The organism is Amycolatopsis sp. lyj-112, assembly GCF_046549055.1.
GTDB lineage: Bacteria > Actinomycetota > Actinomycetes > Mycobacteriales > Pseudonocardiaceae > Amycolatopsis.
On record NZ_JAJPWS010000037.1, the window covers coordinates 1 to 653 of the forward strand.

At 69.2% G+C, this 653-nt stretch carries 1 protein-coding gene; it reads right to left on the reverse strand.

Going from position 1 to position 653, the window contains the following annotated elements; all coding sequences use genetic code 11:
• The coding region (locus ACLJRL_RS41200; RefSeq protein ID WP_410661848.1) for a serine hydrolase domain-containing protein at positions 1–653 on the reverse strand (653 nt) is incomplete at both ends.

Genomic DNA, 653 nt, shown 5'->3' on the forward strand with positions numbered 1-653 from the left:
TCATAGGTGTAGTAGGCGTGGGCGTACGGCTTGGGCATCCCCGGCCAGGCGCCCGGCGACAACGTGTCCCGCATCTTCAGCGGCCGCAGGATCCGCCGGTCCAGTTCGCCGGCGAAGGAGTGGCCGGTGAGCGCTTCGACCAGCAGCCTGGCCACCACGTAGTTGGTGTTGGAGTAGTTCCAGCTCGCCCCCGGCTCGAACCGGGGCGGCTTGGACAGCGACAGCCGGACCAGCTCGTCCGGCTCGTAGGTGTGGAAGCGCTTGTCCACCCATTCCTGGCCACTCCACGGGATCCCCGGCACGATCGACCCGTCCGGGAAGAGCTCGCCGGTGTGGTTGAACAACCCGCTGGTGTGCTGCAGCAGCATCCGCACCGTGATCCGCCGGTCGAAGCCGAAACGAGGCAGGAAACCCGCCACCGAGGTGTCGAGCCCGATCCAGCCCTCGGCCACCAGCTGCAGCACCAAGGTCGCGGTGAAGTTCTTCGAGGTGCTGCCGACGCGGAAATGGCCCTCGGTCGACGGCCTCGCGGTCCCGCCCAGTTCGCGAACCCCGGCACTGCCGGTCCACTCGCCCCGCTCGTCACGGACGCGCAGCTGCATCCCGGCGAACCCGGCGCCGACGAACTCCTCGACGGCCTGCCGCAGCTCCGG